The sequence below is a fragment of the Aquincola tertiaricarbonis genome (genome assembly GCF_000969605.1).
Lineage (GTDB): Bacteria > Pseudomonadota > Gammaproteobacteria > Burkholderiales > Burkholderiaceae_C > Aquincola > Aquincola tertiaricarbonis.
The window spans coordinates 13,201-35,431 of the sequence record NZ_JZUE01000020.1 but is presented as its reverse complement, the minus strand read 5'-3'; the positions used below and the strand labels follow the sequence as shown (position 1 = coordinate 35,431).

The 22,231-nt window shown below is 70.3% G+C and carries 21 protein-coding genes and 2 tRNA genes; 12 read left to right on the top strand and 11 right to left on the bottom strand.

Annotation, left to right across the window (positions count from 1 at the left end; genetic code table 11):
* Nucleotides 1-16: 16 nt before the first annotated feature.
* Together VO99_RS20380 and VO99_RS20375 are read right to left on the bottom strand one after the other, a co-directional pair.
* A complete protein-coding gene (locus tag VO99_RS20380) occupies nucleotides 17-592 on the bottom strand; it encodes a LuxR C-terminal-related transcriptional regulator (RefSeq protein ID WP_046114759.1) in 576 nt (191 codons plus the stop codon).
* A 2-nt stretch (nucleotides 593-594) separates the two neighbouring features.
* Nucleotides 595-1,032, bottom strand: a complete 438-nt coding sequence (locus VO99_RS20375) for a PaaI family thioesterase (RefSeq protein WP_375136410.1) — start codon at nucleotides 1,030-1,032, stop codon at nucleotides 595-597.
* 82 nt (nucleotides 1,033-1,114) lie between these two features.
* Here VO99_RS20375 and VO99_RS20370 point away from each other — a divergent pair, with 82 nt between their 5' ends.
* Both VO99_RS20370 and VO99_RS20365 read left to right on the top strand, forming a co-directional pair.
* A complete protein-coding gene (locus tag VO99_RS20370) occupies nucleotides 1,115-1,822 on the top strand; it encodes a CoA transferase subunit A (protein ID WP_046114758.1) in 708 nt (235 codons plus the stop codon).
* A gap of 2 nt (nucleotides 1,823-1,824) precedes the next feature.
* Nucleotides 1,825-2,463 (top strand): CoA transferase subunit B, encoded by a 639-nt coding sequence (locus tag VO99_RS20365; protein ID WP_046114757.1) that lies wholly within the window; start codon nucleotides 1,825-1,827, stop codon nucleotides 2,461-2,463.
* Between the two features lie 36 nt (nucleotides 2,464-2,499).
* Here the strand turns inward: VO99_RS20365 and VO99_RS29095 are convergent, their stop codons facing one another.
* The 3 genes from VO99_RS29095 to VO99_RS20350 are packed head-to-tail and all read right to left on the bottom strand — an operon-like array spanning nucleotide 2,500 to nucleotide 4,704.
* Complete coding sequence (locus VO99_RS29095) at nucleotides 2,500-2,994, bottom strand: hypothetical protein (protein ID WP_052736494.1); 495 nt, start codon at nucleotides 2,992-2,994, stop codon at nucleotides 2,500-2,502.
* A gap of 10 nt (nucleotides 2,995-3,004) precedes the next feature.
* Entirely contained in the window at nucleotides 3,005-3,598 is a 594-nt protein-coding gene (locus VO99_RS20355; protein ID WP_046114756.1) for a hemerythrin domain-containing protein, read from the bottom strand.
* A gap of 47 nt (nucleotides 3,599-3,645) precedes the next feature.
* Nucleotides 3,646-4,704 (bottom strand): quinone-dependent dihydroorotate dehydrogenase, encoded by a 1,059-nt coding sequence (locus tag VO99_RS20350; RefSeq protein WP_046114817.1) that lies wholly within the window; start codon nucleotides 4,702-4,704, stop codon nucleotides 3,646-3,648.
* A 59-nt stretch (nucleotides 4,705-4,763) separates the two neighbouring features.
* Here VO99_RS20350 and rpiA point away from each other — a divergent pair, with 59 nt between their 5' ends.
* Nucleotides 4,764-5,423: a ribose-5-phosphate isomerase RpiA gene (rpiA, locus tag VO99_RS20345; RefSeq protein WP_046114755.1), complete on the top strand. Its 660-nt coding sequence runs from the start codon at nucleotides 4,764-4,766 to the stop codon at nucleotides 5,421-5,423.
* 13 nt (nucleotides 5,424-5,436) lie between these two features.
* The gene (locus VO99_RS20340) at nucleotides 5,437-7,473 is read left to right on the top strand and encodes an alpha/beta hydrolase family protein (RefSeq protein WP_052736493.1); all 2,037 of its coding nucleotides are present in this window, start codon (nucleotides 5,437-5,439) and stop codon (nucleotides 7,471-7,473) included.
* Between the two features lie 14 nt (nucleotides 7,474-7,487).
* Here the strand turns inward: VO99_RS20340 and mnmC1 are convergent, their stop codons facing one another.
* From mnmC1 to earP, 4 genes are all read right to left on the bottom strand, one after another.
* A complete protein-coding gene (gene mnmC1, locus VO99_RS20335) occupies nucleotides 7,488-9,209 on the bottom strand; it encodes an FAD-dependent 5-carboxymethylaminomethyl-2-thiouridine(34) oxidoreductase MnmC1 (RefSeq protein ID WP_157039672.1) in 1,722 nt (573 codons plus the stop codon).
* Nucleotides 9,200-10,186 carry a heme-dependent oxidative N-demethylase subunit alpha family protein gene (locus tag VO99_RS29090; protein WP_052736491.1) on the bottom strand — a complete coding sequence of 329 codons (987 nt, stop codon included), beginning with the start codon at nucleotides 10,184-10,186 and terminating at the stop codon, nucleotides 9,200-9,202. Before VO99_RS29090 ends, mnmC1 begins: the two co-directional genes overlap by 10 nt.
* A 12-nt stretch (nucleotides 10,187-10,198) precedes the next feature.
* A complete protein-coding gene (gene efp / locus VO99_RS20325) occupies nucleotides 10,199-10,753 on the bottom strand; it encodes an elongation factor P (RefSeq protein WP_046114754.1) in 555 nt (184 codons plus the stop codon).
* Nucleotides 10,754-10,952: 199 nt separating this feature from the next.
* Complete coding sequence (gene earP / locus VO99_RS20320; protein ID WP_046114753.1) at nucleotides 10,953-12,005, bottom strand: elongation factor P maturation arginine rhamnosyltransferase EarP; 1,053 nt, start codon at nucleotides 12,003-12,005, stop codon at nucleotides 10,953-10,955.
* Nucleotides 12,006-12,040: 35 nt separating this feature from the next.
* Between earP and uvrC the strand changes: the two genes are divergently transcribed.
* The 8 genes from uvrC (at nucleotide 12,041) to VO99_RS20280 (ending at nucleotide 18,812) form a co-directional block, all read left to right on the top strand.
* Nucleotides 12,041-14,059, top strand: coding sequence for an excinuclease ABC subunit UvrC (gene uvrC / locus VO99_RS20315; RefSeq protein ID WP_046114752.1), 2,019 nt, complete (start codon nucleotides 12,041-12,043; stop codon nucleotides 14,057-14,059).
* The gene (locus VO99_RS20310; RefSeq protein WP_157039671.1) at nucleotides 14,046-14,543 is read left to right on the top strand and encodes a hypothetical protein; all 498 of its coding nucleotides are present in this window, start codon (nucleotides 14,046-14,048) and stop codon (nucleotides 14,541-14,543) included. The genes uvrC and VO99_RS20310 overlap by 14 nt, the downstream gene beginning before the upstream one ends.
* A gap of 45 nt (nucleotides 14,544-14,588) precedes the next feature.
* Nucleotides 14,589-15,155 carry a CDP-diacylglycerol--glycerol-3-phosphate 3-phosphatidyltransferase gene (pgsA, locus tag VO99_RS20305; protein ID WP_046114751.1) on the top strand — a complete coding sequence of 189 codons (567 nt, stop codon included), beginning with the start codon at nucleotides 14,589-14,591 and terminating at the stop codon, nucleotides 15,153-15,155.
* 44 nt (nucleotides 15,156-15,199) lie between these two features.
* Nucleotides 15,200-16,063: a DMT family transporter gene (locus VO99_RS20300; protein ID WP_046114812.1), complete on the top strand. Its 864-nt coding sequence runs from the start codon at nucleotides 15,200-15,202 to the stop codon at nucleotides 16,061-16,063.
* 202 nt (nucleotides 16,064-16,265) lie between these two features.
* Entirely contained in the window at nucleotides 16,266-16,565 is a 300-nt protein-coding gene (locus VO99_RS20295) for an HU family DNA-binding protein (protein ID WP_502528732.1), read from the top strand.
* A 13-nt stretch (nucleotides 16,566-16,578) separates the two neighbouring features.
* Nucleotides 16,579-16,654 (top strand) — tRNA-Val (locus VO99_RS20290).
* A gap of 106 nt (nucleotides 16,655-16,760) precedes the next feature.
* Nucleotides 16,761-18,692: a SurA N-terminal domain-containing protein gene (locus VO99_RS20285; RefSeq protein WP_046114749.1), complete on the top strand. Its 1,932-nt coding sequence runs from the start codon at nucleotides 16,761-16,763 to the stop codon at nucleotides 18,690-18,692.
* Nucleotides 18,693-18,736: 44 nt separating this feature from the next.
* Nucleotides 18,737-18,812: transfer RNA gene (locus tag VO99_RS20280), tRNA-His, on the top strand.
* Nucleotides 18,813-18,920: 108 nt separating this feature from the next.
* Here the strand turns inward: VO99_RS20280 and VO99_RS20275 are convergent.
* Both VO99_RS20275 and VO99_RS20270 read right to left on the bottom strand, forming a co-directional pair.
* Complete coding sequence (locus VO99_RS20275; RefSeq protein WP_046114748.1) at nucleotides 18,921-19,253, bottom strand: hypothetical protein; 333 nt, start codon at nucleotides 19,251-19,253, stop codon at nucleotides 18,921-18,923.
* A gap of 8 nt (nucleotides 19,254-19,261) precedes the next feature.
* Nucleotides 19,262-22,120 carry a LysM peptidoglycan-binding domain-containing protein gene (locus VO99_RS20270; protein ID WP_046114747.1) on the bottom strand — a complete coding sequence of 953 codons (2,859 nt, stop codon included), beginning with the start codon at nucleotides 22,118-22,120 and terminating at the stop codon, nucleotides 19,262-19,264.
* Between the last annotated feature and the right edge of the window lie 111 nt (nucleotides 22,121-22,231).

Below are 22,231 nucleotides of genomic sequence, written 5' to 3'. Positions count from 1 at the left end.
GGTGGTCCGCGGCGCTTCAGGCCCGCAGCATCTTGTGGACGAGCTCGGGCGTGGTGGCGGCCGAGTACTTGCGCATCAGGCGGGCGCGGTACACGTCCACCGTGCGCGGGCTGATGCCCAGCTTCTTGCCGATCAACTTGCTGGTCAGGCCGTCGATCAGCAGCGCGGAGATCTCGCGTTCGCGGGCGGTGAGGTCGCAGCTCACGCGGCGCTGCGCCGAGAGGTCTTCGAACGACCAGATGCCCGCGGCATGCGGCCGGCTGGGGTCGAGCGCGCGGCCCGAGACATGGCACCAGAACAGCTCGCCCGCGGCAGGGCCGCCCAGGCGCTTCATCACCCGTTCGTCGGCATAGCGCCCGCCCGGGCCCAGGCTGGCGACGATGCGCGCGCCGGTGCGCTCGAACTCGTCGTGGGTGGGATAGAGCCGCTCGAAGGAATGGCCGAGCAGGTCTTCACGCGTGGCGCCGAAGATCTCCAGCACCTGCCGGTTGCAGTCGACGATCAGCCGGTGGCGCGACAGCACCAGCCCCACCGGCGCCTGGTCGAAGGCGGTGCGGTAGTCCAGCGCCAGTTCGGTGGGCTCGGCCGCCATGGCTACAGCAGCGCGTAGGTGGTGGTGGCCTGCGCGGCGAGTTGGCCGTCGGGCGTGTGGATGTCGATGGCGCCGAAGGCCAGGCTGCGGCCCATCTTCAGCACCCGGGCCTGCACCACCGCGTGGCCGGCGTCGCCGGGCACCGCACGCAGGAAGCTGGTCTGCAGTTGCACGGTGGTCATCGGCTTGAAGGCACCCAGCTTCGTCATCACCGCCAGCACCATCGCGGTGTCGGCGGCCGACATCAAGGTCTGCCCGCACAGCACGCCGCCGCCATGCACATGGTGCGGCGTGACGGGCAGCCGCAGCGTGACGCTGCCGGGCCCGGTGGCCGTGACCTGCAGCGCCAGCTCGCGCACCCAGGGTGCGAACAGCTCGCCCAGCGCGGATTGCAGCGGCTCGATGCCCATGGGCGTGACAGGCGGCGGCTTCTTGTCCATGCTCCTCCTTAGGCGATTCTGCGTATCTGTTACTTAATCCTATACGTAGTACGCTCGCCCGTCCCGTTCCAGGAGCTTGCAGATGAACAAGGTTTTCCCTAGTGCCGCGGCGGCACTCGATGGGGTGGTCAAGAGCGGCCAGTTGCTCGCCGTCGGCGGCTTCGGCCTGTGCGGCATACCCGAGGCGCTGATCAACGCGCTGCAGGCCAGCGGCGTGCAGGACCTGGCGGTGATCTCGAACAACGCCGGCGTGGACGGCTTCGGCCTGGGCAAGCTGCTTGAAACGCGGCAGATCAAGAAGATGATCTCCAGCTACGTGGGCGAGAACAAGGAGTTCGAGCGCCAGTACCTGGCCGGCGAGCTGCAGCTCGAGTTCACGCCGCAGGGCACGCTGGCCGAGAAGCTGCGCGCCGGCGGCGCCGGCATCCCGGCCTTCTTCACCCGCACCGGCGTGGGCACCCTGGTGGCCGAAGGCAAGGAAACCCGCGAGTTCGACGGCCATGTCTACGTGCTGGAGCGTGCGTTGACGCCCGACGTGTCGCTGGTCAAGGCGTACAAGGCCGACAAGAGCGGCAACCTGGTGTTCCGCCGCACGGCGCGCAACTTCAATCCGGCCTGCGCGATGGCCGGCAAGGTCACGGTGGTGGAGGTGGAGCACCTGGTGGAAACCGGCGACATCGACCCTGACGACGTCCATCTGCCCGGCATCTACGTGCACCGCATCGTGGTCAACGCCACGCCCGAGAAGCGCATCGAGAAGCGCACCATCACAGAGAAGAAGGGAGCCTGACCATGGCCTGGACGCATGACGAGATGGCCGCCAAGGCCGCGGCCGAACTGCAGGACGGCTTCTACGTGAACCTGGGCATCGGCCTGCCCACGCTGGTGGCCAACCACCAGCCGCCGGGCATCGAGGTGTGGCTGCAGAGCGAGAACGGCATGCTGGGCATCGGCCCCTTCCCCACGGAAGACCAGGTGGACGCCGACCTCATCAACGCCGGCAAGCAGACGGTCACCACCATCCCGGGCTCGAGCATCTTCGGCAGCCACGACAGCTTCGCGATGATCCGCGGCGGCAAGATCAACCTGTCGATCCTGGGCGCGATGCAGGTCAGCGAGGACGGCGACCTGGCCAACTGGATGATCCCCGGCAAGATGGTCAAGGGCATGGGCGGCGCGATGGACCTGGTGGCCGGCGTGCCGCGCGTGATCGTGCTGATGGAGCACGTGGCCCGCAAAAAGGACGGCACCACCGACCTGAAGATCCTGCCCAAGTGCACCCTGCCGCTGACCGGCGTGGGCGTGGTCAACCGCATCATCACCGACCTGGCGGTGCTGGACGTGACGCCGCAAGGCCTGAAGGTGGTCGAGATCGCTCCGGGGGTGACGCTGGAGGAGTTGCAGCAGAAGACGGGGGTGCCGCTGCATTGAGGGCGTGCCGCGGCATTGAGCGGTGGCCCGCCGCCATCAAGCGGCGGGCGCCACTTCGAACTGCTGCACGACACCCTGCCACCAGCCTTCGGTCCACCGCAGCTCGGCCACGGAGCCCTGCGCCACCTCCGCGATGACCCGGCGCCAGAACTGTTGCGCCACGAGGTTGTCGAACATCTGTCCCACCTCCCACGGGCCCGGATGGGCGCTGAACACGAAGCGCGCCAGGGCCTCGCCGATGCGCTCGCGCCGATGGCGCTTGAGCACGAAGAACTGCTCCATCCAGCAGCCGGCGCTGCGCGTGACGCCCGCAGGCGCGACCAGGGCGAACCCCGCATAGAGATCAGCCTGCAGCACCACGTAGGCATGAAAGCGCAGGCCCTCGCGGTGGCGGCCCAGGTCGTAGCCGTAGCGGCCCTGGGCATCCAGGTCCTGTGGCCAGATGTCCGACAGCTCGTACTGGTACAGCTCCAGCATCTGCTGCAGGGCAGGAAAGTCCTCCGGCAGGGCCTTGCGGCACAGCGGTGCCATGCGGCAGCCCTCAACCCGCGGCGCGCCCCGCCGGCCCCAGGCCAATGGGCGCCGGCACCAGGTTCACGATGCGGCTGAACAGCGCCGCATAGTCCGGCGCCGGTTCATGGCCTGCGAACGGATCCTGGTTCTGCCCGAAGGCCTCGTCCAGCTCGGCCCAGTCGGCCGGCGTCAGCACCCGCTCGGCCAGCGGCAGCATCTGCTGCTCCTCCAGCGCCATGTGGGCGCGATAGTGGTCGACGTACCACTGCACCGCACGCTCGAAGTGGCCGCGGCGCGGCTCGCCCATCATCTCGAAGCCCAGCAGCGCATGCTCCACGTCGCGCACTGCACGTTCGCTGCGCGCATGCTGGTGGTCGAGTTCGTCCAGCAGGTCGCGTGACAGCGGCGTGCGCGCCCGCAGCTTGGGGAACAGCAGCTCCGATTCCTTGCGGTGGTGGCGCTGCTCCGGAAACTCGTCCACGTAGAACAGCATGGCCCGCAGCGCGCCGAAGTCCGGCAGCGTGTTCTCGCGGCGGGACTGCGCCAGCAGCAGCAGGATGGAGCGCAGCATCGCCGCCAGCGCGGCATGCTCCTGGCGGATGATGTCGATGGTCTTGGGCATGGTGAGGCCAATGTAGGCAGCCCTGCCGCAACCCCGGCTGATCCAGATCAAGCCGCCCCGATCGGCCCGCGCATCGCCAGCGCCGCATCGCGCACCAGCGCCGGCCCGCGGTAGATCAGCCCGGTGTAGACCTGCACCAGGTCCGCCCCCGCGGCCAGCTTGGCCCGTGCATCCGCACCGCTCATCACGCCGCCCACGCCGATGATGGGATAGCCGCTGCCCAGCTCGGCGCGCAGCGCGGCGATCACGCGGTTGCTGGCCTCGAACACCGGCTTGCCCGACAGGCCGCCGGTCTCGTTCGCATGCGGCAGGCCCTGCACCGCGTCGCGGGCGATGGTGGTGTTGGTGGCGATCACGCCATCCACACCGGTGCGGCGCAGCGTGCCGGCGATGAACTTGACCTGCGTCTCGTCGAGGTCGGGCGCGATCTTTACGAACATCGGCACGCGGCGGCTGCGGTCGGCCTGCGCGGCTTCCAGCGCCTGCTTGCGCTCCTGCAGCGCGCTCAGCAGCGCGTCCAGCGCCTCGTCGCTCTGCAACGAGCGCAGGTTCTGCGTGTTGGGGCTGCTGATGTTCACCGTCACGTAGTCGGCGTGGGCGAACACGCCCTGCAGGCCGGCCAGGTAGTCGTCGGCCGCGCGCTCGATGGGCGTGCTGGCGTTCTTGCCGATGTTCAGGCCCAGCACACCGCCCGCAGCGCGGAAGCTGCGCGCGCGCTGCACGTTGCGGATGAACGCGTCCAGCCCCTCGTTGTTGAAGCCCAGCCGGTTGATCAGCGCATCGGCCTGCTGCAGGCGGAACATGCGCGGCTTCGGGTTGCCGGGCTGGCCCTTGGGCGTGACGGTGCCCACCTCGATGAAGCCGAAGCCCATCGCGCCGAAGCCGTCGATGCAGCGGCCGTTCTTGTCCAGCCCGGCGGCCAGGCCGATGCGGTTGGGAAAGCGCAGGCCGGCCACGGTGACCGGATCGGCCACGCGGGCCTGGGCCCACAGGCACTGCGCCGGCGTGTTCTGCAGCCTTGCGATGCTGTCCAGGGTGAGGTCGTGCGCGCGCTCGGCATCCATGCCGAAGAGCACCGCGCGGGGAAGGGCATAGGGAAGGATCATGGTCACTATTGTCCGTTGCGCTTGGTGCACGCCGTGTCGCGGCTTGGATAATCCGCGGCATGAATCAAGACGAACTCAAGGCCCTCGTCGGCCAGGCGGCGCTGGCGCACGTGGTGCCCGGCAGCATCGTGGGCGTGGGCACCGGCTCCACGGTCAACAAGTTCATCGACGCGCTGGCCGCCATCAAGGGGCAGATTGCGGGCGCGGTGTCCAGCTCGGAGCAGAGCACCGAGCGGCTGCGCTCGCACGGCATCCCGGTGTTCGACGCCAACGGCATCGAGCACCTGCCGGTGTACATCGACGGTGCCGACGAGATCGACGACCGCGGTTACATGATCAAGGGCGGCGGCGCCGCGCTCACGCGCGAGAAGATGGTGGCCGACCTGGCCGCCCGCTTCATCTGCATCGCCGATGCCTCCAAGCTGGTGCGCACGCTGGGCGCCTTTCCGCTGCCGGTGGAGATCATCGCCTCCGCCAGCGCGCAGGTGACGCGGCGCTTCGCCCGGCTGGGCGGCCAGGCCATGCTGCGGCCCGGTGTCATCACCGACAACGGCCATCCCATCCTGGACGTGCGCGGCCTGTCCATCACCGACCCCCCGGCGATGGAGACGGAAGTCAACCAATGGCCCGGCGTGGTCAGCGTCGGCATCTTTGCGCGGCACAAGGCCAGCGTGTGCCTGCTGGGCACCGCCGACGGTGTGCGCACGCTGAATTTCTGAGAGACCCCACACCATGCTGATGCGCCTGTCGCTGCCGTTCCAGCACCTGCTGCTGGCTTGCTTCATGGCCGGCATGGCCGCAACCAGCCTGGCGCAGCAGCCGGCGGAGCTCCCGGCCTCTGCCGCGGTGCCGCAGCAGCGCGCACCGGTGGCGCATTACGCCCGGCTGCCGATGCTCAGCGGCATGACGCTCTCGCCCGACGGCCAGCGCATCGCAGTGTTGTTGAACCAGGAGGGCCGCACCGTGGTGGCCACGCGGCCAGTGGCCGGTGGCAAGCTGGTGCCGGTGCTCAGCACCGACAACACCAGCCACCACTTCAATTGGGCGCGCTGGGTCAACAACGATCGGCTGGTGGTGAGCCTGCGCTTTGCTTCGCGCCGCCAATTCACCGGCACCGTGGAAACGCGGCTGGTGTCGGTCAAGGCCGATGGCAGCGGCGTGATCGACCTCACGCGCTTTGATCGCGGCAGCAGCATCACCACCGTGCGGCGCACGCAGCAGCAGCAGGACCGGGTGATCGACTGGCTGCCGTCCGACGGTCGCCATGTACTGCTGCAGCTGCGCTCGGTGGACAGCAACGAGCTGGGCGTGGTCAGGCTGAACGTGGAGACCGGTGCCCGCTCCACGGTGATGTCGCCCGAGCGCGGTGCGCTGCGCTGGCTGACCGATGCGCAGCACCGCGTGCGTGTGGGAGTGTTCAGCGATACCGACGGTCACTGGTCGGTGCGCGCCACCGAGCCGCAAGGAGGCGCATGGCGCACGCTGTGGCGCTTCGACAAGTCGGAAGACGGCGTCTGGCCGATGGGCTTCGGTACGGATCCGCAGCGGCTGTACGTCAATGCCCAGCACGAGGGTCGCAGCGCCGTTTTCAGCGTGCAGCTGGACGACGCCACGCTGCCGCGCACCCTGGTCTTGGCCGATGCCCGGCACGACGTGGGCGGCAGCCTGCTGCGTGCGCCGCTCAGCGGCGAGGTGCTGGGCATCGCCGGCGCGGGCCCGGCCGGAGACGACGAGGATGACGGCGACGGCGGCACCCTGTGGTCGCCGCCCTGGCGCGCGCTGCTCAAGGGCCTGAACCAGGCGCTGCCGGGCCGCTACAACCGCATCATCCACATGGCCCACGACGGGCAGCGCTTCCTGCTGTTTTCCAGCGGCAATGGCCAGCCCGGCCAGTACTTCGTGGGCGACCGGGACAAGGGCACCATCGCCCTGGTGGCCGACGCCTACCCCGAGCTGTCGGACGCCACGCTGGTGGGCAAGCAGCGCACCGCCATCCGCGCACGCGACGGCCTGCCACTGAATGTCTACCTCACACTGCCGCAGGGCCGCAAGTTGGGCGATGGCGGCGCAGCGCTGCCGATGGTGCTGCTGCCGCATGGCGGTCCGCACAGCCGCGACGACGACGACTTCGACGCCTGGACGGAATTCCTGGCCAACCGCGGCCATGCGGTGATGCAGGTCAACTTCCGCGGCTCCGACGGTTATGGCACCGCCTTCAAGGCGGCCGGCCTGCGCCGCTGGGGCCTGGAGATGCAGGACGACCTGACCGACGCGGTGCAGTGGGCCATCGGCCAACGCGTGGCCGATGCCGGCCGGGTGTGCATCGTCGGCGGCAGCTACGGTGGCTATGCGGCGCTGATGGGCGTGGTGAAAACGCCCGAGCTGTACCGCTGCGCCATCAGCTTTGCGGGCGTGTCGCACCTGCCCGATCTCATCCTGCATCAGTCGGAGTACATCGGCGGCTTGCGGGCCAGCGACCGCATGATCGGCGAGTTCTGGGGCGACCGTGCGCAGCTGCGTGCCACCTCGCCCGCACTGCAGGCCGAGCGCATCCGCGTGCCGGTGCTGCTGGTGCACGGCACGGCCGACCGCTCGGTGCCGGTGGAGCAAAGCCGCGAGATGGCCGCCGCGCTGAAGAGCGCCGGCAAGCCGCACCGCTACATCGAGCAGGAGGGCGGCGACCACCACCTGAGCCGCCATGAACACCGGCTGGCCTTCTTCGAGGCGATGGAGCAGTTCCTCGACCAGCACCTGGCCACGCCGCGCTGAGGCGGCCGGCTTGTTCAGCGCGCGGGCTTGCGGGCCTGGCGCGCCGCAAAGCGCGCGGGGTCGATGGCATCCAGCAGATCGGCCTCCAGCGGCGCCGGCAGGCCGGTGACCTGCGCCGCCAGCACCTGGGCCACCAGCGGCGCCCAGGTGATGCCGCGCGATCCCAGCGCAGTGCAGACAAACAGCCCCGGCACGCGCGCGATGCGTCGCGGCTGGTCGTTCAACACACCGGGCTGCGGCACGCCACCCACCACGGGCAGGCGATCGGCTGCCAGCAACCTGAACGCGGTGCGGCCAGGCAGCGGCTGCAGAGGTGCAGGCAGCACGGCGCCGGTGAGGGCGGCATAACGCGCCAGGTTGGCCGCCTCGTCGGTGGCGCGCAGGCCGCCATCGGTGTCGCCGGCCTGGGCGGTGGCGCCGCACAGCACGCTGCCGTCTGGCAAGGTCAGCGCATAACCGCCGCCGGCCACCGGCAGCAGCGGCCTGCGCAGGCCGGGCAGGTCTGCCGGCAGCAGCGTGAGCTGGCCGCGCTGATGCTCCAGCGGCCATGGGGTGGCAGCGGCCGGCAGCAGGCGCATCGCATCCTGGGCATTGCACAGCACCAGGTGCCGGGCCTGGCCCAGCAGACAGCCAGCTGCATCCAGCGCCTGCCAGGCGCCATCGGCGCTGCGCTGCAGCTGGTGCACTGCAGTGCCGGCATGCAGCGTGATGCCGGGCTGGTTGAGCAGCCAGCGCACCATCGCCCCGGGGTCGAGCCAGCCGCCTTCCTGATACAACCAGGCCGGTGTCCGCAAGGGAAGGCCGCTGGCCTGGGCTGCGGCTTCGGCATGCAGTGCCTTCACATAGGCGGCAGGCAGGCCCAGCGCATCCGCCTGTGCCTGCATAGCCAACGCGTCGAGGCCATCGGCCTGCAGGCGCAGCAAGCCATCGATGCGGCCGGGCACCCGGCCCTGCTCGATCAGCGGCCGGTACAGGCGTGCCGCCTGCAGCGCGGCGGCGCGGTTGAAGCGGGCATGCAGGCCGTCCTGCGGGTTGACGATGCCGTGGAACAGCCCGCCCGGATTGCCGGAAGCCTCCTGTGCCGCCTGGGCATGGCGTTCCAGCACCTGCACCTGCAGGCCAGCGCGGGCCAGTGCCTGCGCACAGGCGGCACCGGCCAGGCCGGCACCGAGCACCAGCACCTCGTCGCCCGGCCTGGCAGGCGAAGCGGGCGCCGGGTCACCACGCGGCTGGAACCGTGGCGCATAACAGGCCCGCAGCAGCGGTGCACCGGCCTTCACCTGGAAGCCGGCGGCGCGCAAGCCTTCGGCCATGCCGACGCCGGCCGGTGCCGCCAACATGGCTTGCGGCGCGGCCAACTGTCCCAGGCGGCGCAGCAGATGGCGGTCCCACTCGCCCCCCAGCAGCAGCGCATCAGCCTGCAGGCGCAGCGCGCGCAGGCCCTCACGCAGCGTGCAGCCCTGCAGCACATCGACCGTGATTGCGCCTGCTTCCAGCAGCTGGCGCTGCATGCCCGGCACGGCATGCATGCCGTGCAGCATGCCGCCCTGCGGCAGCAGCAGCACCAGGTGCAGCCACTGGCAGCGCAGTGCATCGTGTCGCCAGGCGGCCAGCGTGGCCTGCAGCAGCGCCGCACCGTCACAGCCGGCCGCCAGCAACACGAAGCGCGGGCGCCCTTGCCATCGCCCGGGCAGGTCTGCGGCCTGGAGGAGTTCAGCCGGCGTCGTCATGTGCATGCCGCGCCGCGCTGCTGCAGCCAGTGCAGCAGCGCTGGCTGTGCCTGGGCCATGCCGCGGTAGGTCAGGACAGCGGTACTCATCGACGCCAGCGCCGCATGCACCTGCCGTGCATGCACTGGAGCGGCCAGCGCCTGGCTCATCGGAGCGGTGGCGACATGGATGCCGAACAGCGCCAGCCCGTCGCCCAGCGGGAAGAAGGTCTGGTGTTCGCTGCGCCAGTGGGCGGCGTCGGCCACGGCCGAGGGGTCGGCCGGCCAGGCCGACACGCAGCGGTCGGGATGTGCGTCGAGGCCGGCATGCGGTGTCAGCGTCCAGACGAAACGCTCCCAGCGGTCCACATCGCTCACCAGCCGCATCAGGTGCGCGCCGGCGGCCAGCAGCAGCGTGTTGTCGGCCACCGGCGCATGGACTTCGGCGAAGTGGCGGCCGATCTTGTCGGCCGGACGCCAGTGCGAGGGCAAGGCCACCGCCAGCCATGGCAGGGTGGCGCTGCGGCCGTCAAGCAGCGCCAGGTCTTCCTCGAATGCCAGGGCCAGCAGGCCCGCGGCGCGCCAGGCCGGCGGGAGCGTCTGCAGTACCTCACCAATGGCCGCCGGCCCGCCCGATGGATGCGGCATGCCACTGGTCGAATCGACGGACCATCCGAGCTGCAGCGCCTGCCAGGTGCCGCCCTGCACACGCCAGGCAGCGGGATGGGCTTGCGCCAGCGCTGCCGCCAGGCGGCGCAGCGCCGGCAATGCGTCGAAGCCCGGCTGCTGCTGGAGGCAGGCTGCCCATGCGCTGCCCAGCACCGCCAGCTTGGCCTGCAGGTGGCGCCCGCCGGGCCGGCAGGGCGTGAGCAGCGGCGCATCGGCCGCGCGTCGGCGCAGCCCGGGCTGCATGCGGAACGGTGCCTGCACCGCGGCCTCCACATCGAAGCCACGATGAAAAAAGGGCACCGAAGTGCCCTTGTCCAGCGAGTCGGCCGAGGCCATCGCGTGCAGCGCTCAGACGCGCTTGCGGTATTCGTGCGTGCGGGTGTCGATTTCGATCTTGTCGCCGCTTTCCACGAACAGCGGGACCGAGATCTCGAAGCCGGTCCCGACGATCTTGGCGGGCTTCATCACCTTGCCCGAGGTGTCGCCCTTGACGGCCGGCTCGGTCTCGATCTCGCGCACCACGGTGGTGGGCAGTTCGACGGAGATGGCCTTGCCGTCGTAGAACACCACTTCCACCGGCATGTTGTCTTCCAGGTAGGAGATGGCGTCGCCCATGTTCTCGGCCTCGACCTCGAACTGGTTGTACTCGGCGTCCATGAACACATACATCGGGTCGGCGAAGTACGTGTAGGTGCACTCCTTCTTGTCCAGGATGATCTGGTCCATCTTGTCGTCGGCCTTGAAGACGACTTCGGCCCCGCCGCCGTTCAGCAGGTTCTTCATCTTGATGCGCACCGTGGCGGCGCCGCGGCCACCGCGGCTGTATTCGGTACGCAGCACCACCATCGGGTCCTTGCCCTGCATGATGACGTTGCCTGCGCGGATTTCCTGTGCGAGTTTCATAGCGGCTCTCTTGGTTCGGTGGGCGTCGCTTGCCGCTCTTGCATCACGCTGCCTTCACGCGGGAAGGTGGCGGTGGCAGTTCTGCAGCTTGCGAAGCATTGCGTATCGGTTTTGCGGCAGATCGCGACGCCGGGTGTCGCGCGGGTCCCGGTGCCGGCCAGGAGGCCAGGCTTCAGGGCGACGCGCAGAGCCCGCTATTCTAGCCTGCGGCGGCCTTTTCATCGCAAAAGGAGACCAGCTGGCTCACCAAGTCCGGCCGTGCCTGCAGCTGCTGACGCCAGGCATGGCAGAAGGCGCGCCAGGGTCGGGACGCGGGCCACTCGTCTGGCCAGGTCGCCAGGCCGTTCCAGGCCTGCCACAGCGCGCGCATTTGCCGGCCGGTCGCGTCGTCGCCGGTGGCGGCGGTCATGCGGTCCAGCAGCGCATCCAGCTTGGTCACATGCGCTTCGTCATGCTGTGGATAGATGTGCCAGACGAAGGGCACGCCAGCCCACATCGCCCGCACGATGGAATCCTCGCCGCGCATCAAGTTGAGGTCCGCGCTCCACAGCAGGCGGTCGAAGTCGGGCTGCGACAGCCAGGGCAGCGCCTGCATGCGCAGGGTCCGCGCCGCGCAAGGCGCCTGGGCCAGGGCCGCTGCCTGCGATGCGCCCGCACACAGCAGCACCAGCGTCGGCTCGGTGTCCAGCCGCTGCAGCAGTCCCGCGAAAGGCGCCTGCGGATAGGCGAAGAGGCTGACCACCCGCTCGCCGGCCCGCCGCTCGATGCCCAGCGTGCCCAGCCAGGCGTCGCGGTCGAATGCGGCCTGCGCGGCGGCCAGCCCCGGCTCGCGCAGCAGCCCGCCGGTGCGTGGCGTGAAGCCGGGATAGAAGAACCACTTCGTCAGGCCGTTGCGCTGCGGCGAGGGCAGGCCGTGGCTGCGCTCCACATAGGCCTCGGCGCTGAGGTACTCCAGGTTGATCCACACCGGCGGCACGGCCCGCTCGGCCATGCGCTGCACATAGGCCGGCGGCGGGTCACAGCCAAAGGTCTCCACCACCACGTCGGCCGCATCGGCAGGTGCGTCGAAGGCCAGCACCTGCACACCCGGCGCGCCGCCCGGCGCCATCCATTGCAGCGGCTGCGCATCGTCGATGAACAGCCGCACCGCATGGCCGCGCGAGGCCAGGTCGGCGGCCAGCCGCCAGCTCACGCCCACGTCGCCGTAGTTGTCGATCACACGGCAGAAGAGGTCCCAGCGCTGCAGGTGCATGCGGGGATTATCGAAGCGGCACAATCCGCCCTCCGATGATCGAGCCGTCCCCCGTTCCCGCCGACACCGCAGTGCCCTCCGACACCGCCGCACAGGCCGCCGCGGTGCGCGACCGGTTGCTGGCCGAGGTGGCTGCCCTGCCGCCGCTGCCGGGCGTCTACCGCTACTTCGACAGCAACGGCACCGTGCTCTACGTGGGCAAGGCCCGCAGCCTGAAGAAGCGCGTGGCGAGCTACTTCCAGAAGGACCACGGCGGCAGCCGCATCGGCCACATGGTGGGCCGCATCGCGCGCATGGAAACCACGGTGGTGCGCACCGAGGCCGAGGCGCTGCTGCTCGAGAACAACCTGATCAAGACGTTGAACCCCAAGTTCAACATCCTGTTCCGGGACGACAAGAGCTACCCCTACCTGAAGATCACCGGTGCCCGCACGTCGGGCAACGAAGGCGATTCGCTGTCCACGCGCTTCCCGCGGGTGGCCTATTACCGCGGCGCGGTGGACCGCAAGCACCGCTACTTCGGGCCCTACCCGGGCGCGTGGGCGGTGAAGGAATCGATCCAGCTGATCCAGAAGGTGTTCCGCCTGCGCACCTGCGAGGACACCGTGTTCGCCAACCGCAGCCGGCCGTGCCTGCTGTACCAGATCCACCGCTGCACCGCGCCCTGCGTCGGCTTCATCCAGGCCGAGGACTACGCCCGCGACGTGAGCCATGCCGAGCGCTTCCTGCTGGGCGAGACGCAGGAGGTGCTGGACGACCTGCAGGGCCGCATGATGGCCCATGCCGAGTCGCTGGAATTCGAGAAGGCCGCCGACCTGCGCAACCAGATCAGCGCGCTGTCGCGGGTGCTGCACCAGCAGTCGGTGGAGACCAGCAGCCTCACCACCTCCGACAAGGACGTCGACATCCTCGCCGTGCGGGTGCAGGGCGGCCGTGCCTGCGTCAACCTGGCCATGGTGCGCGGGGGCCGTCACCTCGGGGACCGCGCCTACTTTCCCGCCCATGTGGAAGACGCCACCGCCCTGGCCGAAGCCGAGGACGACGCACCCACGCAGCCGGTGGAGGTTCAGGTGCTGGAGGCCTTCATCGCCCAGCACTACCTGGGCAATGCGGTGCCCTTCCTGCTGGTGCTCAGCCATGCGGTGGACAAGGCGCTGATCGAGATGCTGAGCGCACAGAGCGGCACCCGCGTGAGTGCCCAGCACCAGCCGCGCGAGCAGCGCCGCATCTGGCTGGAGATGGCCGACAAGGGCGCGCAGATCGCGCTGGCGCGGCTGCTGGCGGAAGAGGGCTCGCAGCGCGAGCGCACCCGTGCGCTCGCCGAGGCGCTGCAGCTGGACGTGGAATCGCTGGACCAGCTGCGCATCGAGTGCTTCGACATCAGCCACACCGCCGGTGAATCGACGCAGGCCAGCTGCGTGGTGTTCGAAAACCACCAGATGCAGAACGCGCAGTACCGGCGCTACAACATCGCCGGCATCACCGGCGGCGACGACTATGCGGCGATGCGGCAGGTGCTCACGCGGCGCTACGGCAAGATCGCCGAGGCCCTGGCCGCGCAGGCCCAAGAGGGCGTGGCGCCGGGCGAGGGCGGCGGCAAGCTGCGCATGCCCGACCTGGTGCTGGTGGATGGCGGCAAGGGCCAGGTGTCGATGGCACGCGAGGTGTTCACCGCGCTGGGCCTGGACCTGTCGCTCATCGTCGGCGTGGAGAAGGGCGAGGGCCGCAAGGTGGGGCTCGAAGAGCTGGTGTTCGCCGACGGCCGGCCCAAGGTGTACCTGGGCCACGATTCGGCCGCGCTGATGCTGGTGGCGCAGATCCGCGACGAGGCGCACCGCTTCGCCATCACCGGCATGCGGGCGCGGCGCGCCAGCGTGCGCACCGGCGGCAGCAAGCTCGAGGAGATTCCGGGCGTCGGCCCGAAGAAGCGGGCCCGCCTGCTGCAGCGCTTCGGCGGCGCACGCGGCGTGGCCAATGCCAGCGTCGACGAGCTGTGCGGCGTCGAAGGCATATCCAGACAACTTGCGGAGGAGATCTACCGTGCATTGCATTGAACGGCTGCGCTGGCGCGGCCTGGGCGGCCTGGGCCTGGCGGCTGCGCTGCTGGCCGGCTGCGGCAGCATCACGCCCCCGGGCAGCCCGGGCGCCATCGTCACCTCGCCCACCCGCGCGCCGGAGCTGAGCAGCACGCCGGCCATTGCCCGCCAGCAAAGCCGCGACTGGGCCGAGTACAAGCTGCAGGCCGCGCAGCGCCTGGTCGAGGCCAACCCCGACATCACCTACATGGGCGAGGTGCAGCAGCCGCTGCTGGCCATCCCGGTGCTGGAGATCGAGCTCAACGGCGACGGGAGCGTGCGCCAGATCAAGGTGGCCCGCCGGCCGGGCCAGGCGGTGGACACGATCGACATCGCCATCGCGGCGGTCCGGCGTGCGGCGCCCTTCGGCGACGTGCGCCACCTGCCCAAGCCCTGGGTCTACAGCGAGGTGTTCCTGTTCAACGACGCCCGCCGCTTCAAACCGCGCCTTCTGGATGAATGAGCCCCGCTTCGGGCAGCCTGCCGGGTCCGCAAGGTAGCATCGACCATGTTCTTCAACCTGCCGACACTGCTGACCTGGGCGCGCATCGTCGCGATTCCGCTGATCGTCGGCATCTTCTACCTGCCCGTGGACAGCGGCATGCGCAACCTGATTGCGACCGTGCTGTTCATCGTGGTGGCGCTGACCGACTGGGCCGATGGCTACCTGGCGCGCCGGCTCAACATGACCTCGAAGTTCGGCGCCTTCCTCGATCCGGTGGCCGACAAGTTCCTGGTGTGCGCCGCGCTCATCATCCTGGTGTGGCTGCATCGGGCCGATGCGATGGTCGCGCTCATCATCATCGGCCGCGAGATCGCCATCTCCGCGCTGCGTGAGTGGATGGCCGAGATCGGCGCGCGCCGCAGCGTGGCGGTGCACATGCTGGGCAAGCTCAAGACCACGGTGCAGATGGTGGCCATCCCCTTCCTGCTGTACGACGGCTCGCTGTTCGGCGTCATCGACACGCGCATCTGGGGCGCCGGCCTGATCTGGGCCGCCGCCGTGCTCACCATCTGGTCCATGGTGTATTACCTGCAGAAAGCGCTCCCCGACATCCGCGCCAACGTGCGGTGAACGCCACCGCCGGGCAGCGCCGCAGTCAGGCGCTGGTGGCCGCGATGCCGCCGGTCTTCGTGCTCATCTGGAGCACCGGCTTCATCGTCGCTCGCTACGGCATGCCGCATTCGCCGGCACTCACGCTGCTAGCCTGGCGCTACGGCCTGTCGGTGCTGGCCTTCGGGCTGTGGATCGCGCTCAGCCGGCCAAGCTGGCCGCAGGGGCGTGCGCAGTGGCTGCACCTGGGCATCACCGGCGTGCTGATGCATGCGGTGTACCTCGGCGGCGTCTGGTCCTCGGTACGTGCCGGTGCTTCGGCCGGCACGGTGGCGCTCATCGCCGGGCTGCAGCCGGTGCTCACCGCGCTGTGGGTGTCGGCCAGCGGGCAGGAGCAGCGCGTCGCGCCGCGCCAATGGGCCGGGCTGCTGCTCGGCCTGGCCGGCCTGCTGCTGGTGGTGTGGCGCAAGCTGGGCCAGGGCGAGCTGGGCGCCTTCAACCTGGGCCTGGCCGTCGCCGCGCTGCTGGGCATCACCGTGGGCACGCTGTACCAGAAGCGCCATGTGCAGCCGTGCGATGTGCGCACCGCCAATTTTGTGCAGCTGGCCGCAGCCTTCGCGGTCACGCTGCCGCTGTCGTGGGCGGTGGACGTGGCGCCGCTGCAATGGCATCCGGAGCTGATCGGCGCGCTGGCGTGGTCGGTGCTGGTGCTCACGCTGGGCGGCAGCTCGCTGCTGTACCTGCTCATCCAGCAGGGCGCGGCCACCCGCGTCACCAGCCTGCTCTACCTGGTGCCGCCCTGCACCGCGGTGATGGGCTGGCTGCTGTTCGACGAAGGCCTCGGCCCCCTGGTGCTGGCCGGCCTGGCGATGACCGCGGCGGGTGTCGCCCTGGTGGTCCGAGCGGCGCCGGCGCCACACGACCGGTAGCATTCCGCAGCATCGAAAACAGGCTGTGCAAGGCCTGTCGCACCCCTGTTCGGGGGTGCCGTTTCCCCTGCTTAGAATCCGCCGCTCGCGCTTGACACTGCAGGGGAGGCACGGCTGTAATCGTTCGCTCCTGGCTCGACCCGGTTCGCACCGATCACTCTCGAGCTTCGCAGGCCAGAGGCGCACGCAAGCCGCCTCCACCATTCGTACGACAGCCAAGAGGGACCCCTTCGTGAACAAGAGTGAACTGATCGAGCACATCGCCAAGCAGGCCGACATTTCGAAGGCTGCTGCGGGCAGGGCGCTCGAGGCCGTGATCGGCGGTGTCAAGACCACGCTCAAGAAGGGCGGCAGCGTCTCGCTCGTCGGCTTCGGTACCTTCTCGGTCACCAAGCGCGCGGCGCGCAGCGGCCGCAATCCGCGCACGGGCGACACGATTAAGATCAAGGCTGCGAAGGTCCCCAAGTTCCGTCCCGGCAAGGGCTTGAAGGACGCACTCTGATCCACCAGTTACCGGGTGCTTAGCTCAGCCGGTAGAGCGGCGCCCTTACAAGGCGTAGGTCGGCGGTTCGAACCCGTCAGCACCCACCAGCGACAATCGCAGCCTCCGGGCTGCCAGCTCCAAGCAAAGGCGGACCCCGGGTTCGCCTTTGTGCCATCTAGGCCCTGACTTCTTTGCACCGAAAGCCGTTCCCGCATGTTCGAGTTCGTCCGCAACAACACCCGCCTGCTGCAGGGCATCCTGGTGGTCCTGATCTTCCCGGCCTTCGTGGTCGCCAGCTGCCAGGGCTACGAGCAGTTCATGGAAGGCGGCAACGCCACCGTGGCCAAGGTGGACGGCCAGGCCATCACCCAGGCCGAGTGGGACGCAGCGCATCAGCGGCAGGCCGAGCGCATCCGCCAGCAGATGCCCAACATCGACCCTAAGCTGTTCGACACGCCGCAGGCCAAGCATGAGACGCTGGAGCAGATCGTGCGCGAGCGCGTGATGTTCGCCGCCGTCAACAAGCAGCACCTGGCCGTGACCGACGAGCGGCTGCAGCGCGAGCTGCTGGCCGTGCCGCAGCTGGCGGCGCTGCGCCGCGCCGATGGCAGCTTCGACGTCGACGCCTACAAGGCCTTGCTGGCCGCGCAGGGCCTGACGCCGGCTTCGTTCGAAGCCAGCGTGCGCCAGGATGCGGCGCTCAAGCAGGTGATGGCCGGCGTGGAGAGCAGCGCCTTCGCACCGGCCAGCGTGGCGCGGCAATCGCTGGACACGCTGCTGCAGCGCCGCCAGGTGCAGCTGCAGCGCTTCGCCAGCGCCGGCTACATGGCCAAGGTGCAACCCACCGATGCCGAACTGGAGGCCTACTACCAGTCGCACAGCGACCTCTTCCGCGCGCCGGAGCAGGCCCGCATCGAGTATGTGGTGCTGACGCTGGACAGCCTGGCCAAGGACGTGGCCGTGCCGGACGACGAGCTGCGCAAGTACTACGACGAGAACGCGGCCCGCTATACCGCGGCCGAGGAGCGCCGGGCCAGCCACATCCTGGTGGCCGCCGACAAGGACGCTCCGGCTGCCGACCGCCAGAAGGCCAAGGCCAAGGCCGAAGCCCTGCTGGCCGAGCTGCGCAAGGCCCCGGCCACCTTCGCCGAGGTGGCGAAGAAGAACTCCGACGACCCGGGCTCGGCCGAGCGCGGTGGCGACCTGGACTTCTTCGGCCGCGGCGCCATGGTCAAGCCGTTCGAGGACGCCGCCTTCGCGATGAAGCAGGGCGAGATCAGCAACGTGGTGGAAAGCGACTTCGGCTTCCACATCATCCGCCTGGATGCGGTGCGCGGCGGCGAGAAGAAGCCCTTCGACGCGGTGCGTGCCGAGATCGAGACGGAGGTGCGCAAGCAGCTGGCGCAGCGCCGTTATGCCGAAGCGGCCGAGCAGTTCAGCAACACCGTCTACGAGCAGGCCGACACATTGCAGCCGGTGGTCGACCGCCTGAAGCTGAGCAAGCAGACCGCGACCGTGCAGCGCACGCCCGCGCCCGGCGCCACCGGCGCGCTGGCTTCGCTCAAGCTGCTGGAGGCCGTGTTCTCCACCGATGCCACGCAGGGCAAGCGCAACACCGATGCGGTGGAGGTGGGCCCCAACCAGCTCGCCTCGGCCCGCGTGGTGGAGTACACCCCGGCGCGCGTGCTGCCGCTGGCCGAAGTGAAGTCACAGGTGCGTGACCGGGTGGTGGAAGAGCAGGCGATGGCGCTGGCCCGCAAGGACGGCGAAGCCCGCCTGGCCGAAGTGCAGAAGGCCGCCGATGGCGCCGGGCTGCCGGCCGCGGTGGAGGTGTCCCGTGCGCAGCCGCAAGGCCTGCCGCGCGAGGTGCTGGACGCGGTGCTGCGTGCCGATGCCGGCAAGCTGCCCGCCGCCGTCGGCGTGGCGGTGCCGGGCGAAGGTTATGTGGTGGCGCGCATCACCGAAGTGCGCGCGCCGGACGACAAGTCGCCGGAAGTGGCGCAGCTGGTGCCGCGCTATGCGCAGGCCTGGGGCGCGGCCGAGGCCGATGCCTATCAGAAGGCCTTGCGCAACCGCTTCAAGGTCGAGTTCAAGGGCGCCGGCGTGGCCCCGGCGGCCGACGCCGCCTCCGCAGCCGGCAAATAACGGTTGAAGGCCCGCGCGAGTGGGCTATACTCATCGGCTCTGCGGTGGCTGTAGCTCAGTTGGTAGAGTCCCAGATTGTGATTCTGGTCGTCGTGGGTTCGAGTCCCATCAGCCACCCCACCTCACAAGCGCTCGCGCTCTGAATGCCTGACTTCTCCGGAAGCCAGGCATTTTTCGTTTCAGGCTGCGCGCGGTTGGAGGCCACGAGCCGGCCCACGGTCAGCCGCTTCACCGCTCGACGTGCAGTTCCCGCGCCCGCTGCACCGCCGCGCGGTCGGTGAGTTGGCGGCGCACGAGGGGGATCCGCTGGTGCGCAAGGGCGGTGCACGCCATGCCCAACAGCGCTGCGCCGACCGCCAGGCCGGGTTGTCGCACGATGCCTGTCAACACGGCCAGCACCACCAGGGCGCTGGGCAGCATCGCCAGCAGCGCTTGCACCGGCGCCACGCCCACCCGCAATCCGCACGATCGGCAACGCGCGCGTCCGGCCGGGCCCAGCGCCAGCTTGCGCCAGGCCGACAAGGCCCGCAGGCCGCAATGGGGGCACTGCAGCCGGCTCATGCCTCAGCTCATCCGGCCGGCGGCAGCGGCAGTTCCAGCACCCGCAGCACCGCATCGATCTGCGCTGCCGATTCCGGCCGCGCCGCGCCCGAGACGGCGAACCACGGTCGTTGCTCGGTGTCCCTGACGATCCATGCATCCTCCGGCGTGGTGGCGGGCAGCCGCCCGGCATCGCCTTCGAATTCGTCGATCGTACGGTGCAGGTTGTCGCGCAGCGCGGCCAGGCGCTCCGGCGGCATCTGGTTGATCCAGTCAACGAATCGTTGGTGCTGCGCCGGATCCTGCAGGTCCAGGCCGTGCAGGCCGGCATGGCGGGCCAGCAGCGGCACCACGCTGTGCCCGTCGCCGCTCTGGTCCACCAGCGCGCGGGCCGCCGGCTCGCTGAAGCCCGCATGCTGCAGGAAGCGCAGCGAGGTGCCGCCGTCGCTGCCGGGCTCATGCCGGTTGGCCTGCTTGCGGTCGTTCCAGATCGCCAGGCCCACCACCGACACCACCACCAGCCCGATGCCGATCGGCCCGGCGATGCTGCCGGCGCCGAACGCCGCCATCAGCCCGCCCCCGGCGCCCACGCCGTACAGCACGCCGGACGGGATGTCGCCCTGGCCGAATGCATCGGCCGCGCTCCACACGTCCACCGCCGCCGTCAGCACGCTGAGGAAGCGGCTGGCCGCGGTGCTGCCCAGTCGGCCGACCAGCGATTCGGCGTCGGCCTTGCCCAGGCCGACCAGCAGCTCGGCCCCCTTCTGGCCCAGGCCGGCGGCATCCACCAGCACCTTGGTCTGGTTGCGCAGCGAAGGGTCCAGCCCGGCCCGCTCCAGCGAGGCGAGCAGGCCCACGCCGGCCAGGCCCAGGCCGGCGCCGCGCAGCAGCTGGCCGGCGATCGTGCTCTTGTCGAAGCCGCTGATCTTGCCCAGCGCCTGGTCCAGCCCGCGCAGCCGCGCCGCGCCTTCCTCGGCACTTTCGCCGGCCACCGGCACCGCGTCGTCCAGCGCCTTCAAGGCCTTGTCGAGCGCGCTGTCCGAGACGCCCCAGGCCCGCGACAAGGCCGGGCTGCGCAGGCTCTCGATCGCGGCGCGGGCGCGGGCGACGCTGGCCGGGTCGCTGGCGTCGAAGTCCCCGATGCGCGCCAGCACCGTCGATTGCACATGCGCGGTGGCCACCTCGCTGACCAGCTTGCGCGCCTGGTCGGTGAGCTTCGCATTCGAGGCGAATTGCGAACTGGTGAACCAGCCCAGCAGCTGCTGGCCGGCCGGGCCCTGCGCCAGTTCCGGATGCGCTCCCAGCGCGGTGCTGATCGCAAGCTGTGCCTTGGGGTCGTTCAGCACCTCGGCGGCCACCGGATCGTCGGCCGGCAGTGCCTGCAGCTGCGCCAGCAGGTCACGGCCGTTGTCGGCCAGCTGCTGCTTCATCGCGGCGGTCTGCGCCTGCCAGTCGGCACCACGGGCCTGGGTGTAGTCGGCGATGGCCTGTTCCAGCTGCTGCGGCGTCATGCTGCCGCCGTGGCTCTGCACCAGCCAGGCCAGCTCGTCCATCTGCTTGGCATAGGCGTCGGTGTCGTCGGCCACCTTCTGGTGGAACAGCGAGATGCCGGTCTGCACGCCGGCCATCACCCGTTCCCCGTCGATGCCCGGCTGCCGCGCCAGCGCCACGGCAAAGGCGGGGTTGGCGCCCTGCGCCACCGCCTGGATCACGCCACCTTCGTTCCACACGCCGAGTTCGGCCACGCGCTGGATGGCGGCGTCGCCGGCTGGCGTGCCGGCCACGCGGCCCAGCAGCGCCACCAGGTGTTCGACGCCGCCAGGGCCGAACGGCGGGCCGCCAGCCTGCCAGCCCTGCTGAACCGCCTGGTCGATGCCGGGCACCGCAGCGGCCACCACCCGCGCGGCCACCTCAGGCGACAACGGCGCGGTCAGTTCGTCCAACCGCGTCATCGCCTGCAGGCCGCCGGCCTGCGGTCCGGCGGCATCGGCTGGCGGCTCGCGCAGCGGCTGCAGCGCTTCGCTCGCCGCAGACTCGATCAGCGCCCGCGCGGCCGGGTCGGCCAGCAGCGCCTGCTGCACCGCCGGCGATGCGGCGCGCCAGCCTGCATCCAGCGACTGCAGCGACTCGGTGGTGCTGCCGCGGCCTTGCGCCACCTGCAGCACGCCGTCCACCCGGCGCTGAATGTCCACCCGCTCCAGCGATGCCTGCAGCGCGGTGCGCGTGCCGTCCGTGGCGCTGCCGCGCTGCAGGATGGCCTGGGCGGGATCGGCCTGCGGCGCGGCGGCCAGCGGCGGTAGCAGGGGCGCCGCCGCGGCTTCGCGCAGCGCCAGCTCGGCGCGCACCGCGGTGTCCAGCTGCCGGCGGCTGGCAGCGAGGTTGTCGGCCAGCCAGGGCAGGGCGGCACCGCGGCCCTGGGTGCTGGCGGACATGTCGTCGTAGGCGCCCTGCGCCTGCGCCTGCCGGCGGGCCGCGGCATCGGTGGTGGTCGCCGCACGCTCCAGCGGTGAAGGCCCGGCGGGCTGCACGCCGGCCGCCGCGTCCGGCGCAGGTGCCGGCGTCAACGCATGGCCGCCGGGGATCCAGATCTGCTGGCCCACGCGGATCACGTCGGGGTCGGGCAGCTGATGGCGGTTGGCCGCGGCCACCTGCTGCAGCGGCTGGCGGTACTGCGCCGCCAGTTGCGACAGGGTTTCGCCCGGCTGAACCTGCACCGCCACCGGCTCGGTGCCGTGGCCCTCGCCGATGGGCACCTGCAGCTGCTGGCCCACGCGCAGGCGGTCGGGGTCGGCCAGCTCCGGGTTGGCCTGGCGCAGCGGTTCCTGGCCGATGCGGTAGCGCGCGGCGATCTCGCCCAGCGTCTCGCCACGGGCCACCGTGTGCTGCACATGGCGCTCGGGCGGCGGAGGCGGAGGGGGCGGTGGAGGCGGCGGTGCGACGGGGGCAGGCGCGCGGCGGACACCATCTTGCAGCAGCATGGGCGGTTCCCGGTGAGGAGC

Coding starts and splice junctions, on each gene's coding strand:
- VO99_RS20275 (WP_046114748.1), bottom strand. CDS start 19,253: ATGAGCCGGCTGCAGTGCCCCCATTGCGGCCTGCGGGCCTTGTCGGCC.
- VO99_RS20340 (WP_052736493.1), top strand. CDS start 5,437: ATGCTGATGCGCCTGTCGCTGCCGTTCCAGCACCTGCTGCTGGCTTGC.
- rpiA (WP_046114755.1), top strand. CDS start 4,764: ATGAATCAAGACGAACTCAAGGCCCTCGTCGGCCAGGCGGCGCTGGCG.
- VO99_RS20355 (WP_046114756.1), bottom strand. CDS start 3,598: ATGCCCAAGACCATCGACATCATCCGCCAGGAGCATGCCGCGCTGGCG.
- VO99_RS20375 (WP_375136410.1), bottom strand. CDS start 1,032: ATGGACAAGAAGCCGCCGCCTGTCACGCCCATGGGCATCGAGCCGCTG.
- VO99_RS20380 (WP_046114759.1), bottom strand. CDS start 592: ATGGCGGCCGAGCCCACCGAACTGGCGCTGGACTACCGCACCGCCTTC.
- VO99_RS20370 (WP_046114758.1), top strand. CDS start 1,115: ATGAACAAGGTTTTCCCTAGTGCCGCGGCGGCACTCGATGGGGTGGTC.
- pgsA (WP_046114751.1), top strand. CDS start 14,589: ATGTTCTTCAACCTGCCGACACTGCTGACCTGGGCGCGCATCGTCGCG.
- VO99_RS20285 (WP_046114749.1), top strand. CDS start 16,761: ATGTTCGAGTTCGTCCGCAACAACACCCGCCTGCTGCAGGGCATCCTG.
- VO99_RS29090 (WP_052736491.1), bottom strand. CDS start 10,186: ATGGCCTCGGCCGACTCGCTGGACAAGGGCACTTCGGTGCCCTTTTTT.
- VO99_RS29095 (WP_052736494.1), bottom strand. CDS start 2,994: ATGGCACCGCTGTGCCGCAAGGCCCTGCCGGAGGACTTTCCTGCCCTG.
- VO99_RS20300 (WP_046114812.1), top strand. CDS start 15,200: ATGCCGCCGGTCTTCGTGCTCATCTGGAGCACCGGCTTCATCGTCGCT.
- VO99_RS20365 (WP_046114757.1), top strand. CDS start 1,825: ATGGCCTGGACGCATGACGAGATGGCCGCCAAGGCCGCGGCCGAACTG.
- mnmC1 (WP_157039672.1), bottom strand. CDS start 9,209: ATGCACATGACGACGCCGGCTGAACTCCTCCAGGCCGCAGACCTGCCC.
- VO99_RS20350 (WP_046114817.1), bottom strand. CDS start 4,704: ATGATCCTTCCCTATGCCCTTCCCCGCGCGGTGCTCTTCGGCATGGAT.
- earP (WP_046114753.1), bottom strand. CDS start 12,005: ATGCACCTGCAGCGCTGGGACCTCTTCTGCCGTGTGATCGACAACTAC.
- uvrC (WP_046114752.1), top strand. CDS start 12,041: ATGATCGAGCCGTCCCCCGTTCCCGCCGACACCGCAGTGCCCTCCGAC.
- efp (WP_046114754.1), bottom strand. CDS start 10,753: ATGAAACTCGCACAGGAAATCCGCGCAGGCAACGTCATCATGCAGGGC.